The sequence below is a fragment of the Streptomyces sp. NBC_00525 genome, assembly GCF_036346595.1.
Classification (GTDB): Bacteria; Actinomycetota; Actinomycetes; order Streptomycetales; family Streptomycetaceae; genus Streptomyces.
The window spans coordinates 847,640-862,027 of sequence record NZ_CP107834.1; the positions used below are offsets into that span (position 1 = coordinate 847,640).

The 14,388-nt window shown below is 73.3% G+C and carries 11 protein-coding genes and 2 tRNA genes; 5 read left to right on the top strand and 8 right to left on the bottom strand.

Features of this window, described 5'->3' with window-relative positions:
- Positions 1–110 precede the first annotated feature (110 nt).
- Together OG710_RS03600 and OG710_RS03605 are read left to right on the top strand one after the other, a co-directional pair.
- Positions 111–2,282 carry an elongation factor G-like protein EF-G2 gene (locus OG710_RS03600; RefSeq protein WP_330238048.1) on the top strand — a complete coding sequence of 724 codons (2,172 nt, stop codon included), beginning with the start codon at positions 111–113 and terminating at the stop codon, positions 2,280–2,282.
- A gap of 144 nt (positions 2,283–2,426) precedes the next feature.
- Positions 2,427–4,097, top strand: coding sequence for a hypothetical protein (locus tag OG710_RS03605; RefSeq protein ID WP_330238049.1), 1,671 nt, complete (start codon positions 2,427–2,429; stop codon positions 4,095–4,097).
- Positions 4,098–4,164: 67 nt separating this feature from the next.
- Here OG710_RS03605 and OG710_RS03610 read toward each other — a convergent pair whose 3' ends face one another.
- Positions 4,165–4,725: an HIT family protein gene (locus tag OG710_RS03610; RefSeq protein WP_330238050.1), complete on the bottom strand. Its 561-nt coding sequence runs from the start codon at positions 4,723–4,725 to the stop codon at positions 4,165–4,167.
- A gap of 66 nt (positions 4,726–4,791) precedes the next feature.
- On the opposite strand from OG710_RS03610, the gene OG710_RS03615 reads away from it, so the two are divergent.
- Positions 4,792–5,469 (top strand): potassium channel family protein, encoded by a 678-nt coding sequence (locus OG710_RS03615; RefSeq protein WP_330238051.1) that lies wholly within the window; start codon positions 4,792–4,794, stop codon positions 5,467–5,469.
- Between the two features lie 99 nt (positions 5,470–5,568).
- Here OG710_RS03615 and thrS read toward each other — a convergent pair whose 3' ends face one another.
- From thrS to OG710_RS03630, 3 genes are all read right to left on the bottom strand, one after another.
- Entirely contained in the window at positions 5,569–7,545 is a 1,977-nt protein-coding gene (thrS, locus tag OG710_RS03620; protein ID WP_330238052.1) for a threonine--tRNA ligase, read from the bottom strand.
- Positions 7,546–7,626: 81 nt separating this feature from the next.
- Positions 7,627–8,877, bottom strand: a complete 1,251-nt coding sequence (locus tag OG710_RS03625; protein ID WP_330238053.1) for a hypothetical protein — start codon at positions 8,875–8,877, stop codon at positions 7,627–7,629.
- Positions 8,877–9,443 carry a DUF4365 domain-containing protein gene (locus tag OG710_RS03630; RefSeq protein ID WP_111333890.1) on the bottom strand — a complete coding sequence of 189 codons (567 nt, stop codon included), beginning with the start codon at positions 9,441–9,443 and terminating at the stop codon, positions 8,877–8,879. Before OG710_RS03630 ends, OG710_RS03625 begins: the two co-directional genes overlap by 1 nt.
- 187 nt (positions 9,444–9,630) lie before the next feature.
- On the opposite strand from OG710_RS03630, the gene OG710_RS03635 reads away from it, so the two are divergent.
- The gene (locus OG710_RS03635) at positions 9,631–10,356 is read left to right on the top strand and encodes a 3'-5' exonuclease (protein ID WP_330238054.1); all 726 of its coding nucleotides are present in this window, start codon (positions 9,631–9,633) and stop codon (positions 10,354–10,356) included.
- A 94-nt stretch (positions 10,357–10,450) separates the two neighbouring features.
- Here the strand turns inward: OG710_RS03635 and OG710_RS03640 are convergent.
- A tRNA-Val gene (locus OG710_RS03640) sits at positions 10,451–10,522 on the bottom strand.
- 39 nt (positions 10,523–10,561) lie between these two features.
- Positions 10,562–11,008, bottom strand: coding sequence for an SRPBCC family protein (locus OG710_RS03645; RefSeq protein ID WP_330238055.1), 447 nt, complete (start codon positions 11,006–11,008; stop codon positions 10,562–10,564).
- 84 nt (positions 11,009–11,092) lie between these two features.
- On the opposite strand from OG710_RS03645, the gene OG710_RS03650 reads away from it, so the two are divergent.
- Positions 11,093–13,624 carry an SCO7613 C-terminal domain-containing membrane protein gene (locus OG710_RS03650; protein ID WP_330238056.1) on the top strand — a complete coding sequence of 844 codons (2,532 nt, stop codon included), beginning with the start codon at positions 11,093–11,095 and terminating at the stop codon, positions 13,622–13,624.
- Positions 13,625–13,683: 59 nt separating this feature from the next.
- Here OG710_RS03650 and OG710_RS03655 read toward each other — a convergent pair.
- Positions 13,684–13,755 (bottom strand) — tRNA-Val (locus OG710_RS03655).
- 54 nt (positions 13,756–13,809) lie between these two features.
- The gene (locus OG710_RS03660; protein WP_330238057.1) at positions 13,810–14,301 is read right to left on the bottom strand and encodes a TIGR02611 family protein; all 492 of its coding nucleotides are present in this window, start codon (positions 14,299–14,301) and stop codon (positions 13,810–13,812) included.
- Positions 14,302–14,388: the final 87 nt, after the last annotated feature.

Below are 14,388 nucleotides of genomic sequence, written 5' to 3' on the forward strand. Positions count from 1 at the left end.
GCGAGCTGTGGACGGCGTCCGGCGGGAGTGCCAAGCTCGAAATACCGCGGGCGCCGCCGCAGCCGCCGCGCCGGCCCCGCACTCGGTGCACCGTCCGAGCGGAGGCACACATGGGCAGCACGGCACACCCGCACCCCGGACCGGGGGCCCGCCGCCCCCGCACCCTGCGCAACGTGGCACTGGTCGGCCACAGCGGCTCCGGCAAGACCACGCTCGTCGAGGCGCTGGCGCGGACCGCGGGCGCCATCGGCCGGGCGGGCCGGGTCGAGGACGGCACGACCGTCTCCGACCACGAGGACACCGAGCACCGGCAGGGCCGCTCCGTCCAGCTCTCCGTCGTCCCGGTGGAATGGGACGGGTTCACCGTCAACCTGCTCGACACACCGGGCTACGCCGACTTCGTCGGGGAGGTCAGAGCCGGACTGCGCGCGGCGGACGCCGCCCTGTTCGTCGTCTCGGCGGCCCGAGAGCCAGGAGCCGTCGCCGGCACCACCCGGGCCCTGTGGGAGGAGTGCGCCCGCGTCGGCATGCCCCGCGCCATCGTCGTCACCCACCTCGACACCGCCCGCACCCCGTTCGACGCGATGACCCGGCTCTGCGGCGAACTCTTCGGCGCCGACGACCCCGACGCCGTACTCCCCCTCCACCTGCCCGAGTACGGCCCCGAGGCCGCCGACGGGCACGCCCCGCTCACCGGCCTCACCGGCCTGCTCCCGCAACGGGACCCGGACGGCGCACACCCCTCCGACGACCGGCGGGCCGCCCTCGCGGCGGCGCGGGCCCGGCTCATCGAGGGCATCATCGCCGAGAGCGAGGACGAGACCCTGATGGACCGCTACCTCGGCGGCGAGACCATCGACACCGAAACCCTCCTCCGCGACCTCGAACGCGCCGTCGCCCGCGGCTCCTTCCACCCCGTGCTCGCCGCCGCGCCCGCCGCCCGCGACACCCACCGCGCCGTGGGCACCGCCGAACTCCTCGACCTGGTCACCCGCGGCTTCCCGCCCCCGTACGCACACCCGCTCCCCGCCGTCACCACCCCGGACGGCGCCCCGCTGCCCGCCCTCGACGGCGACCCCGAAGGGCCCCTGGTCGCGGAGGTCGTCAAGACGTCCTCGGACCCGTACGCCGGACGGCTCTCCCTGGTCCGCGTCTTCTCCGGCACCCTGCGCCCCGACGACACCGTCCACATCCACGGCCACGGGCTCGACGGCCCCGGCCGCGAGGACCGCCCCGGCCACCGGGCCCGTGCCCGCGTCGGCGCCCTGACCTCGCCCTTCGGGAAACTGCAGCGGCCCATCGACGCGTGCGTCGCCGGGGACCTGGCGTGGGTGGCCCGGCTGGACGCAGCAGAGACCGGCGACACCCTCTCCGGCACCGCCCACCCGCTCCTGCTCGCCCCCTGGACCGGCCCCGACCCGCTGCTGCCGCTCGCCGTCCGGGCCCACGGCGCGGCCGACGAGGACAAGCTCTCGCACGGCCTGGCCCGGCTGGTCGCCGAGGACCCGGCGCTGCGCCTCGAACAGAACCCGGACACCGGCCAGCTCGTCCTGTGGTGCCTCGGCGAGGCCCACCGGGACGTCGCCCTGGACCGGCTGCGCGACCACTACGGGGTCCGGGTGGACACCGTCCCGTACGAGGTGGCGCTGCGCGAGACCTTCGCCGCACCGGCCACCGGGCACGGCCGCCAGGTCAAGCAGTCCGGCGGCCACGGCCAGTACGCGGTCTGCGAGATCGACGTCGAACCGCTGCCCGCCGGCTCCGGCATCGAATTCGTCGACCGGGTCACCGGCGGAGCCGTCCCCCGCCCCTTCATCGCCTCCGTGGAGAAGGGCGTCCGCGCCCAGGCCGCCCGGGGCGTCGCCACCGGGCACCCGCTGACCGACGTCCGGGTCGTGCTGCGGGACGGCAGGGCGCACTCCGTGGACTCCTCCGACGCCGCGTTCCAGACCGCAGGCGCCCTGGCCCTGCGCGAGGCCGCGGCCGGGGCGGGCATCCGGCTGCTGGAGCCCGTCGCCGAGGTCGGCGTACTGGTCCCCGACGACTACGTCGGCCCGGTGCTCAGCGACCTCTCGGGCCGCCGGGGCCGGGTCACCGGCACCGAACAGTCCGGCGACGGGCACACGCGGGTACGCGCCGACGTGCCCGAACTGGAAATCGGCCGGTACGCGATCGATCTGCGCGCCCTGACCCACGGCACCGGCCGCTTCGACCGCGCCTACGCCCGCCACGAGCCCATGCCCGCGCGACTCGCCGACCGCGTACGGGCCCAGGACGGCTGAAACGCTCCGCGACGCGTTGTCCACAGGGCCGGACGCGGTGCGTTTTTGGACGATACGCTGGGACCCCGACTCAGAAAGTGTGCCGGGCACGGCAGTTGGGAAACAGCCGCAGGAGCGGTTCCTCGGTGGCGAGTGGGGGCGACAGTGGCCAGCAACGGATTCGATTTCTCACCCGGAGCACAGATTCCGCTCCAGGGATCGGCGAGCGCGGCGGTGGCGACCAACGCCCTCGCCTCCGCGGCGTACCGCGACAGTCCGGTGGAGGACATCCTCAAAGCCAACAGCGAGTGGCACAAGTCCGAAGTGAAGGCGGGCCGTTCGAAGTTCTTCACCTCGGACTACTTCAAGCCCAACCTCGGCGAGGCGTTCTCCCGCGCCGTCCAGGAACGCATGCTCGGCGGCGCCCGCAAGGACCTCATCCAGTCCTTCGGCAGCGACCCGCAGACTGTCGTCGAGCACTGCCTGGCCGCGACCCGCCTGCGCAAGACCCGCGACGCCCGACTCACCGCCGTCACCGCCCTGTTCGGCTTCCTCTTCCTGCCCGGCATGCTGCTGTGGGTCCTCGTCTTCCGGCTCCGCGACGGCTTCGCTAAGACCAAGGACAAGGGCATCACCGTCCTGGGCAACAGCCTGCTGCCGCTCGTCGGCATCGGCGTCGTCGTCCTCATGCTCAAGCTGCCGCTGACCGGCCTCCTCGGCCTCTATCTGCGCCTGATGTTCGTCGCCCCCGTCATCGGCTGGTACCTCGCCCGGCGCATCGCGGAACGGTCCGCCCAGGACATGCGCGCCCGCTGGGACGGCCTGCTCTCCGGCGGCGGCGTCATCGCCAAGATCCCCGAGGCGGTACCGAAGAACCCCAGCGAGACCGCCCGCGAGGCCCTGCGCCAGGGCCTGGAGAAGCTCACCGCCGAACAGCAGGCCAACTCCCTCTTCTACGCGGGCCCCAAGGGCATCCTCGGCATGGGCACCCGCTGGGGCAGCTGGCATCTCGCCGAGGACCTGGTCCCCAAGGAACCCGGCAAGGAGATCCACCAGTTCCGCAGCTGGGACGTCGTCCGCGTCATCCACGACCAGCTGAAGCTGCTGGAGCGCGGCCCCCTCAACACCGGCGGATTCCCCACCCCGTCCGTCACCCACTGGATCGTCACCCCCATCGGGGAGAACGCCGACAGCGTCAGCCGCCCCCAGGGCGAGGACGTCGCCACCTACCAGATCAAGCCCCACGAGATACAGCGGATCTGCAACCACCAGCAGTTCGGCGGCGGCAACCGCCACTACCTCGGCGTCCAGTTCACCCTCTGGGACGGCCAGCTCGTCATCACCATGATGATCACGGTCACCGTCCTCTACGAGACCCTGCGCATCGAGGTCACCGGACACGCCCTCGGCCCCGTCCACTCCCTCTTCACCAGCAAACCGGCCGCGAAGACCAAGACCGTCAACAAGACCGTCCGGTTCTGGGAGACCCGCGACATCACCCTCGCCCTCGTCGACGCATCCGAGGTCACCCGCCTCGCCCTGCGCGCCCCCTTCACCTGGTACCCGCCGCTCCTGGACTACCTCGGCGGCAAGATCGCCCTCCCCGAGCCCTTCGGCCTCCGGCACGCCTGGGCCGAGAAACCCTGGCGCCACCGCTTCATGGCCGACGACGCCATGCGCGCCGCCACCCCCGTCCTGCGCGTCGTCCACAACGCCGCCATCAAGGTCCTGGAGGAGCACGGCGTGGACACCGAACGCTTCACCAACCGCTCGTCGGTCCTCAGCGGCCTGGTCCAGGCCCCCACCCCCGGCAAGGCCGACCTCTACGACGCGTAACCGCCCGCACACACCGGTGGGGCGCCCCGGACGACAGCCGGGACGCCCCACGGGCGGGCGAGCGGGATCAGGCGGCGGGCCAGGCGTCCGCCAGCATCTTCCGCGTGTCCGCCAGCAGCTGCGGCAGCACCCGCGTGTGCCCCACCACCGGCATGAAGTTGGCGTCCCCGCCCCACCTCGGCACCAGATGCTGATGCAGATGCGCGGCGATGCCCGCACCCGCCACCTCGCCCTGGTTCATCCCGATGTTGAAACCCTGCGCCCCCGACGCCGCCCGCAGCGCGGCCATCGCCCGCTTGGTGAAATCGGCCAGCTCCGCCGTCTCCGGACCGTCCAGCTCCGTGTAGTCCGCGACATGCCGGTACGGCACCACCATGAGGTGCCCCCCGTTGTACGGGTACAGATTCAGCACGGCGTACACCTTCGCACCGCGCGCGACGACGAGCCCGTCCTCGTCCGACTTCTCCGGAATCCCGCAGAACGGGCAGCCGTCCCCCGCCTCCGGACCGGTCGGCTTGTTCTCACCCCGGATGTACGCCATCCGGTGGGGCGTCCACAGGCGCTGGAACGCGTCGGGCGTCCCCACTCCGATCTGCTGCTCCGGCTCAGTCGTCATGCCGGCCAGCATATTGCTTCACCTGTGCGGAGCGTGTCGCCGGGGCCGTTCCGGTTCACGCCCCGCGATGCTGGGCCGATGAGCGCGCGCACCCCGGACCGGCCCCCACCCGCTCTCACCCGCTGGGAGGGGCGCACCGAGATCCCGCTCCTGGCCGCCTCCCTCGTCTTCCTGGCCGGCTACGCCTTCCGCGTCCTCGCCCCGGACGACGCCCAGCCCTGGCACGACCTCTCCCTCGCCCTCGTCGGCGGCACCTGGGCGCTCTTCGTCGTGGACTACGCGGTACGCCTCCGGCTCAGCGGCCTCGGCCTCCGCTTCCCGCGCCTGCGCTGGCTCGACACCCTGGTCCTGGTCCTGCCGCTGCTGCGCCCGCTGCGCGTGGTGCAGGTGTACACGGCGGTCCAGGACAGGCGGGACCGCCCCCGGCTCGGCCTGTACGCGCGGGTGATCTCGTACGCCGGGATGACGGCGGCCCTGCTCGGCCTCTCGGCGGCGCTCGGCGTGTACCACTGGGAGCACGGCGCTGCGGGCGCCTCGATCCGTACCTTCGGGGACGCCGTCTGGTGGGCATGCGCGACGCTGACGACGGTGGGGTACGGGGATGCCGTGCCGGTGACGGTGATGGGCCGGGTCATCGCGGCGGGCCTGATGGCGTGCGGCCTGGCGCTGCTGGGGGCGGTGACGGGCGCGTTCTCGTCGTGGCTGATCCAGGTGTTCCGGCGGGAGGACGAGGAGGGGCCCCCGGCGAGCGGCTAGCTCGTCCGGGGGCCCGGCCCCGCTCGCGCGGGGAGCGTGGAACCTTCGCCTTGTGCTGGTTGCGCATCTTCGGGCCACCCCCGCTCCGCGGGGAGCACCTCACACCTGCACGCGGCGCTCCACCACGTCAACGAGCTTGGCGATCGCTTCGTCACGGGGGATGCCGTTCTCCTGCGACCCGTCGCGGTACCGGAACGACACCGTGCCCGCGTTCATGTCGTCGTCGCCGACGATGATCATGAACGGCACCTTGGCGCGCTGGTGAGTCCGGATCTTCTTCTGCATCCGGTCCGACGACGCGTCCACGTCGACGCGCAGCCCCTTCTTCCGGGCCTCCGCGGCGAACTCCTGGAGGTACGGGATGTGCGTCTCGCCGATCGGGATGCCGACCGCCTGGACCGGGGCCAGCCAGACCGGGAACGCACCCGCGTAGTGCTCAAGCAGCACCGCGAAGAAGCGCTCGATGGACCCGAACAGCGCGCGGTGGATCATGACCGGGCGCTGCTTGGAGCCGTCCGGACCGGTGTACTCCAGGTCGAAGCGCTCCGGCAGGTTGAAGTCGAGCTGAATGGTCGACATCTGCCAGGTCCGCCCGATGGCGTCCCGCGCCTGCACCGAGATCTTCGGGCCGTAGAACGCGGCCCCGCCCGGGTCCGGAACCAGGGGCAGCCCCTGCTTCTCGGCGACCTGGCGCAGCGTCTCGGTGGCCTCTTCCCAGGTCTCGTCGGAGCCGACGAACTTGGTCTCGTCCTTGGTGGAGAGCTCCAGGTAGAAGTCGGTGAGCCCGTAGTCGCGGAGCAGGTTCAGGACGAAGGTGAGCGTCCGGTCCAGCTCCTCCGCCATCTGCTCACGGGTGCAGTAGATGTGCGCGTCGTCCTGCGTGAAGCCGCGCGAGCGGGTCAGGCCGTGCACGACGCCCGACTTCTCGTACCGGTACACGGTGCCGAACTCGAACAACCTCAAGGGCAGTTCACGGTACGAGCGGCCGCGCGCGTCGAAGATCAGGTTGTGCATCGGGCAGTTCATCGGCTTGAGGTAGTAGTCCACCCCGTCGTCGAGCTGCATGGGCGGGTACATGCCGTCGGCGTACCAGTCCAGGTGGCCGGACTTCTCGAAGAGCTTGCCCTTGGTCGCGTGCGGCGAGTAGACGAACTCGTAGCCCTCCTCCTCGTGGCGGCGGCGCGAGTAGTCCTCCATGGCCCGGCGGATGACGCCGCCCTTGGGGTGGAAGACGGCGAGGCCGGGGCCGATCTCGTCCGGGAAGGAGAAGAGGTCCAGCTCGTTGCCGAGCTTGCGGTGGTCGCGCTTGGCGGCCTCCTCCAGGAACTCCAGGTGCGCCTTCAGCTCGTCCTTGGTCGGCCAGGCGGTGCCGTAGATGCGCTGGAGCATCGGGTTGCGCTCGCTGCCCCGCCAGTACGCGGCGGCGTTCCGCATCAGCTTGAAGGCCGGGATGAACCGGGTCGTCGGCAGGTGCGGACCCCGGCAGAGGTCACGCCAGCACAGCTCGCCGGTCTTCGGGTCGAGGTTGTCGTAAATGGTCAGCTCGCCGCCGCCCACCTCGACGTCCGCGCCGTCGTCCGAGGAGGCGGAGCCCTTGATGCCGATGAGCTCCAGCTTGTACGGCTCGTCGGCCAGCTCCTCGCGGGCGGCCTCGTCCGTCACGACCCGGCGGGCGAACTTCTGGCCCCGCTTCTGGATCTCCTGCATCCGCTTCTCGATGGCCTTGAGGTCCTCGGGCGTGAACGGCTTCTCGACGTCGAAGTCGTAGTAGAAGCCGTCCTTGACCGGCGGGCCGATGCCGAGCTTGGCCTCGGGGAAGAGCTGCTGCACGGCCTGGGCCATGACGTGCGCGGTGGAGTGCCGCAGGATGTTCAGGCCGTCCTCGGAGGTGATCTCGACGGGCTCGACGGTCTCGCCGTCCTTGGGCTCGTACGCGAGGTCCTTCAGCTCGCCGCCGACGCGGGCGGCGACGACGGTGCGCTCGCCGGGGAAGAGGTCGGCCGCCGTAGTGCCCGTCGTCACCACGCGCTCTTCCCGCTCGGAATCGCGTTGGATGGTCACACGGACGTCTGACACCGGTCTCTCCTGACTCAGGGGGCGCACCGCACTCCGCTGGCGCGTGCAGAGGGAATCGTACCGAGCCGAGGGCCCGCTTCGCTAAAAGGTTGTGTCGCGAAGGCCCTCCTCCCTTCCCCACTCCCCCGTGCACGCCTCCTCGAAGGAGTCGACGTTCTCCTGTGGCGACTTCATCAGCCGGTCCCGTTCCTCGTCGTCCACCCGCACCGGGACGACCTGCGAGGCGCCGGTGAGCCGCCGGAAGCCGCCCCGGCTCTCCAGCCGGCCCGACACCCGGATCGGCAGCCCCACGAGATGGGCCTGCCCCGCGATCCGGTACGCCTCCTCGTCGAGCTCGATCCGTACGTACGGCACCTCGGCGCCGGCCAGGACCCGCAGGCGTACGATCCCGGCGCCGCGCGGTCCGGGGCGGCGCAGCCGGACCACGGCGCCGGTGATCGTCACGGTGACGGCGGGTTCGTCGCGCAGGTAGCGGGCCCCGGCGCGGCGCAGGGCCGGCAGGTCGCCCGGTGAGAAGGCGACGGGTTCGGGGCGGGCGGGGCAGCCGTCGGGGGTGCCGGCGGCGGGCGCCCAGTCCAGGGCGACGGCGGCGCCCTGCGAGCCGCGGACGAGGGCGATCAGGGCCTGGGTCAGTTCCCGGCTGACGCCTGCCGTGACGGCCTCGTCGAAGGCGTCCATGCCGCCGGTGGCGCGCTGGTGGTCGACGGCTTCGCGGGTGGCGCGCAGGGCGTGGTGGAGGCGTACGGCGGCGGGGCGGCCCGGGTCGACGGGGACGAAGGCGGTGAGTGTCCGCCCGCCGGGGGCGGGGCCGGTCAGGACAGGGCCGAGGGCGGCGAGTGCGCGTGCCCGGTGGCGGGCGCCGTGGTGGCCGGCCCGGTCGCGGACGGCGAGGGCGCCGGCCAGCAGGATCTGCCGGGCGGCGGCGTGCAGCCGTTCGGCGTCGAGCCAGTCGGCCGCGCCGGAGGCGGGTTCGGGGATGTCGCGGCGCCAGCGGATCTCGTCGCTGGGCACGGCGAGGGCGGTCAGGATCTCGTGGGCGGCGGGTGCGGCGGTGCGGGCGAGCGCGGTGAGGGCCTCGCCGAGCAGCTCGTCGCTGTCGGGGAAGCTCCGGGTGCGGGGGACGAGCAGGCTGGTGGTGCCGGTGGGCGGGGTCCAGCGGCTGTAGGGGCCGTCCCCGCCGCCGCCCCCGCCGCGCCGCCGCCAGCCGTGCCGGGCGAGCAGGGCGCTCAGGACGGCGGGGTCGACGTGGGCGGGGTCGGGCGGGACCGGCGCGGGTGCGGCGGGGTCGCCGAAGAGGCGTACGGAACGGGGCCGGCCGGTGGGCTCGTGCATCAGGGTCTCCCTCCCGCCCCGACGCGGGTCATGATCTCGCAGAGCGCCCGGTCGTCGAAGACGCGCGAGGTCAGGAGCCGCACGGTGGTCCGGTGGCGGCCGGTCACGGGGTGGCCGGCCAGGTTGGTCCAGTAGCAGCAGTGCCGCAGGTCGAGGCTGTCGGGCCCGGCGCGCAGCCAGTCGTCGCGGCTGCGCGGGACGAGCATCACGACCAGGATCTTGTGCACCGAGACGGGTGTCCGGGCGAGCTTCACGAGGTGGGCGTTGTCCAGCGTGAAGGAGAACGTCCGGCCGGGCGGCCGGGGCGGGATCTGGTAGGTGCACTTCAGCTGGACCTTGATGGTCACCTCGTCGTCGACGACATGGCCGGGGGCGCCGTGGCTGACGTGCCAGTCGATGCCGTTGTCGGGGAAGGGCTGCGACAGCGAGCAGCCCGCCGCGGCGGCGACGGCGTGCAGATAGCCCACCTGGAGGGTCTCCATGCAGGCGGTGGTGGCGAGTGTGCCGCGCAGCGGTGCGGTCCGCTGGGGCAGCAGCCCGCTCGGTTCGGGCTGCGCGAGCGCCATGGCTGCGTAGGCCTTCCGGGCCGTACCGATGGGGATGAGGGGTGGCGGGCGGTCAACTTCCGCCGCCGGTACTTGTGTTGTCACCGCACGGGGTCGTCCGCAAACGGCGTATCAGGCAATTGGCGCGGGTATCACCGAACCGGGCAGGGGGACCACCATCTGCCGTGCGGGTGCGAGGAGTTCGGGGATGACTCACTGGTACGAAGGGCCGCTGGCCGCTTTCGACACGGAGACGACGGGTGTGGACGTCGAGGGGGACCGGATCGTTTCGGCCGCCCTGGTCGTCCAGGACAGGGCGGACGGGCCGGTGCGGGTCAGCCGCTGGCTGGTGAATCCGGGGGTGCCGGTGCCGCCGGGGGCGACGGAGATCCACGGGCTGACCGACGACCATCTGCGGCGCAACGGACGGTGGCCGGCCCCGGCGGTGGAGGAGATGGCCCGTGCGCTGGCCGATCAGTGCGCGGCGGGTCGGCCGCTCGTGGTGATGAACGCACCGTTCGACCTGACGCTGCTGGACCGGGAGTTGAGGCGGCATCGGGCGTCGTCGCTGGGGGCGTATCTGGAGCGGTCGCCGCTGTGCGTGCTCGATCCTCGTGTGCTGGACAAGCATCTGGACCGCTATCGCAAGGGCCGGCGCACGCTCACCGATCTGTGTGAGCTGTACGGCGTGCCGCTGGCGGGTGCGCACGACGCGGCGGCGGACGCCTCGGCCTCGCTGGAGCTGGTGCGGGCGGTGGGGCGCCGGTTCTCGACGCGGCTGGAGCGGCTGACCCCGGCGGAGCTGCACACGCTCCAGGCGGTGTGGCACGCCGCCCAGGCGCGCGGGCTGCAGGCGTGGTTCGCGCGGAGCGGGACGCCGGAGACGGTGGACCCGGCCTGGCCGCTGCGGCCGGAGCTGCGTACCGCCGCGTGAGTGCGCGCGGCCGGGCGGACACGGGCACATGGGGCGGGTGCGGATACGCGGAAGCCGGTCCGTCGGTGGAACTGACGGACCGGCTTCTCCGGGGTGGGCGATACTGGGTTCGAACCAGTGACCTCTTCGGTGTGAACGAAGCGCTCTCCCACTGAGCTAATCGCCCGGCAACGGGTTGAACCATACAGGGCCGGGCGGCCGTCGTTCAAACCGCTTGCAGCACGGCCGCGAGCCCGCGGCGTCCGGCGCGCATCATCAGGGCGTGGTTGGCGCGGAACACCGGCCGGCAGGGCAGGGCGAGGGCCCGCAGCAGGGTGCGGCGCACCTCGACCTCCTGCTCGTACACGACACGGGTGCCGGAGCCGTAGGCGGTGACCGTCCAGCGGGCCCAGCCGTCGAGATCGCCGCCGAGCGCGGCCTCCAGGATGCCGTGCGCCGGGTCGCGGCGTCGCTCGCTGACGGTGGTGACGAGGTCGTAGGGGAGGAAGGAGCGGACGCGGGTGGTGCCGGAGCCGCCGTCGGAGCGGGTGGCCTCGCGGACCTGCGGCCACCACCGGGGATAGTCCTCGATGTGTGCGAGGTGGGCGTAGACGGCTCCGGGTGGCGCGGGAAACACCCATACGCTGACGAATCGGTAGTGGTTCCAGTCCATCGCCCCAGGATGCGGGTACTCAGGCGGCGATCTGAGTACCTGTGCGCATGTCCCCCGGCCGTGGCGCGCAGCACACTCGCGGCCATGGAACATGTGCCGCCGCCCGCCGAGGAACTGGCGCTCCTCGATCGTGAACTGGCCCGACTCGACGCCCGCCGGGCACAGCTGCTGACCCGGCGTGCCTGGCTGGTGCGGGCGCTCGGGGCCGCTGCCGCCGCGCCCGCCGCCGGTCCGGCGCCGTGGGGTCCGCCTCCGGGGCGGGGCCCGGTGGCGCCGTGGGGTCCGGCCGCCCCGTGGGGCCCGCCGGCCGGTCCGGCGGCGGCGGGCGGGTTCGGTCCGCCGCGGGCCTCGGCGCCCAGTGCGCAGAACGTGCTGCTGGTGCTCGGCGGGCTGCTGCTGACGGTGGCGGCGCTGGCGTTCACGCTGGTGAGCTGGGGCGACATGGGCATCGGCGGGCGCAGCGCGGTGCTGACCGTGGTGACGGCCGGGGCGCTGCTGACGCCGGTGGTGCTGCTGCGGCGGGGGCTGTCGTCGACGGCGGAGGCGCTGGCGGCGCTGGCGTCGGTGCTGATGGTGCTCGACGCGTACGCGGTGTACGAGGTGGCGGTGCCGGACGCGGACGGTGCGGGGTACACGGCGGCCGCGGCGGCGGTGCTCGCGGTGCTGTGGGGGGCCTACGGGCTGCTGCTGGACCGGTTGCGGCTGCCGTTGCCGCTGGCGGTGTGCTCGGCGCAGCTGCCGTTGGTGCTGTGGGCGTGGGCGGCGGACGCGGGACCGCTGTGGTTCGCGGCGGCGCTGCTGGTGACGGCGGTGCTGGACGGCGCGGTGGCACTGTCGGCCGGCCGGGTTCCGGTGCGGGTCACGGCGTTTGTCGCGCTGTGTGTGACGGGTGGGTCCGGGCTGCTGGTGGCGCTGGTGAAGTCGCTGACGGCGGACGGTCCCGCGGGGGCGGTGGTGCCGGGGGCGCTGCTGCTGGCGGGTGCGGCGGCGGCGCTGGCGGGGGCCCGGAAGGCTCCGGCGGCGTTCGCGGTGGCCGGTGGCGTGGTGGCCGGTCTGGCGGCGGTCGCGGCGGTGGGCGGGGTGCCCGCGGCCGGGCCGACGGACGGGTGGTCGGTGCTCGCGTATCTGCTGTGCGGCGGGGTGCTGCTGCTCGGGGTCCGGGCTCCGCTGGGGGTTTCGGTGGGGCGTGGGCTCGGGTGGGCCTCGGGTGCGGTGGTCGCGGGTTCGGTGCTGGTGTCGCTGCCGCCGGTGACGGTGGTCGCGGTGGGTCCGGTGTCGCGGCTCGGCGGGGTGTGGTCCGGGGTTCCGCGTGACGGGGCACGGGGCGCGGTGGGCGCGGTGGAGCTGCCGTGGTCGGAGATGGCGTACGCGCCGGTGGTGCTGCTGCTGGTGGCGGTGGCGCTGGGTGCGGCGTACCGGTGGTGGGACGGGCTGCTCGGGTGGGCGGGTCCGGCGTTGGTGGCGGGTCCGGCCTGGCGCGGTGCGGCGGCTTCGGTGGCGGTGGCGTCGGGCTGGTCGGGGCTGCTGGTGCTGCCGGTGGCGCTGGATCTGTCGTTCGCGGCGGCCCTGGCGGTGTGGCTGGTGCTGGTGGTGGCGTCCTTCGCCCTGGCGGTGGCCGCGCTGCGGGCGGGTGCGCGGGGTGTGGCGGTGACGGCCGCGGTGGTCGGGGCGGCCGGTGCGCTGGGTGCGGGGTTGCTGTCGCTGGCGACGGAGGCGGGCACGTACACGGTGTCCGGGCTGCTGCTGGTGGTGTTCGCGGCGCTGGCGGTCGCCCTGGACGGCCGGGTCGGGGTGTCGCCGGTGGTGGTGTCGGCGGCGGCCTGTGCGGCGGTGGTGTGCGCCGGGGTGCCGGTGGGCGCGCTGGGGGCGTCGCTGGGGTGGACGGTGTTCGAGACGGCTCCGCTGCTGCTGGTGGTCCCGGCGGCGACGGTGCTGCTGGGCGCCCGGTTGAAGGGGCACGCGGTGGCGCTGCCGGTCGAGCTGACGGGTGCGGCGGTGGCCGCGGTGTCCGTGGCGATGGCGGTGGGCGACGCGCGGTTCCTGGCGCTGGTGCTGGCGCTGTGCGGGGTGCTGGCGGCGGGGACGGCGCTGCGTGCGGAGCGGCGCCCGTTCGCCGGGTATCTCGCGACGGGGCTGTTCGTCCTGGCGGCCTGGGTGCGGCTCTCGGTGGCGGGGGTGTCGGCGCCGGAGGCGTACACGCTGCCGGTGACGGTGCCGGCGCTGGTGGTCGGGGTGCTGCGTCGGCGGCGCGATCCGGCGGCCTCGTCGTGGGCGGCGTACGGGGCGGGTCTGGCGGTGACGCTGGTGCCGTCGCTCGGCGCGGCCTGGACGGACCCGCACTGGACGCGTCCGCTGCTGCTGGGGCTCGCGGCCCTGGTGGTGACGCTGGTGGGGGCGCGGCTGCGGCTGCAGGCGCTGCTGGTGCTGGGCGGTGCGGTGCTGGCGCTGGACGCGCTGCACGAGCTGGCGCCGTACGTGGTGCAGGTGGCGGGGGCGCTGCCGCGCTGGGTGGTGCCGGCGCTGGCGGGGGCGCTGCTGCTGGCGGTGGGGGCGACGTACGAGAGGCGGCTGCGGGATGCCCGGCGGCTGCGGGAGGCGCTGGGCCGGATGCGGTGACTGGGCGGGAACGCCGAGGGCCCGGAAGCCTCTAACGGCTTCCGGGCCCTCGGTCCGGGTGGGCGATACTGGGTTCGAACCAGTGACCTCTTCGGTGTGAACGAAGCGCTCTCCCACTGAGCTAATCGCCCCGGCGCACCGCAAACATTACCGCATGTCAGCGGTGCCCCCCGACCACCTCGGGATCACTCGTGGATCTTCCACGGCATGACGATCCCGAACTTCCAGACGTAGATCCCGACGAGCACCGCGATGATCACGAGTCCGGTGACCGTGAGGATGATGTTGCGGCGCCGGACCTTGGGGTCGAGGGCGCGCTGGGCGGCCTCGGTGACCTTGCGCCGGGTCCAGCGCAGCACCAGCTGGGCCCAGACGAACTCGGTCGCCCAGATCGCCATACCGCCGAAGATCACCAGCCAGCCGGGGCCCGGCAGCGGCAGCATGATGATGCCCGCCACCACCACGGCGAGGCCCACCACGAAGACGCCGGCCTGCCAGCTCAGGTGCAGCGCTCTGGAGGCCTTGATGAAGCCCGGCGCTCTGGAGCCGAGCGGCGGGTCCTCCTTGGTCACTCCCGGTATGACGTCCCCCGTCGCGTCGCGGGGCGCCTGCCCCGCCTCGGAATCCGGCTTCGCCGCTGGGGCGACTCCGTCCCGCTCGTCACTCTCCGCATGCATGGAGCCAACTTACCGGACGGCCTCGTGTCACTGGAATGGCCGCATGACGCAAAGTTACACACCGCTGTACGAGCTACCCGAAGAGAC